Annotated in this window: 1 tRNA gene; it reads right to left on the bottom strand. The window is 56.6% G+C overall.

The features are described from left to right. Positions 1–149 precede the first annotated feature (149 nt). Positions 150–226, bottom strand: a tRNA-Asp gene (locus tag ORJ01_RS10335).

The raw sequence follows: 226 nt of genomic DNA, 5'->3' as shown, positions 1-226 counted from the left end.
CATGAAAATGGCGGAGCGGACGGGACTCGAACCCGCGACCCCCGGCGTGACAGGCCGGCTAGATTTTTACAACAGCAACCGACTGAACTACCGTTCACTTATTTGTAGGCACAAAAAAACCAGCGTTAGCTGGCTGATTTAGATGAAAATGGCGGAGCGGACGGGACTCGAACCCGCGACCCCCGGCGTGACAGGCCGGTATTCTAACCGACTGAACTACCGCTCC

The organism is Alishewanella sp. SMS8, from assembly GCF_030737935.1.
Lineage (GTDB): Bacteria > Pseudomonadota > Gammaproteobacteria > Enterobacterales > Alteromonadaceae > Alishewanella > Alishewanella maricola.
The sequence above is the reverse complement of the archived record's forward strand: the minus strand, read 5'-3'. Positions and strand labels throughout refer to the sequence as shown.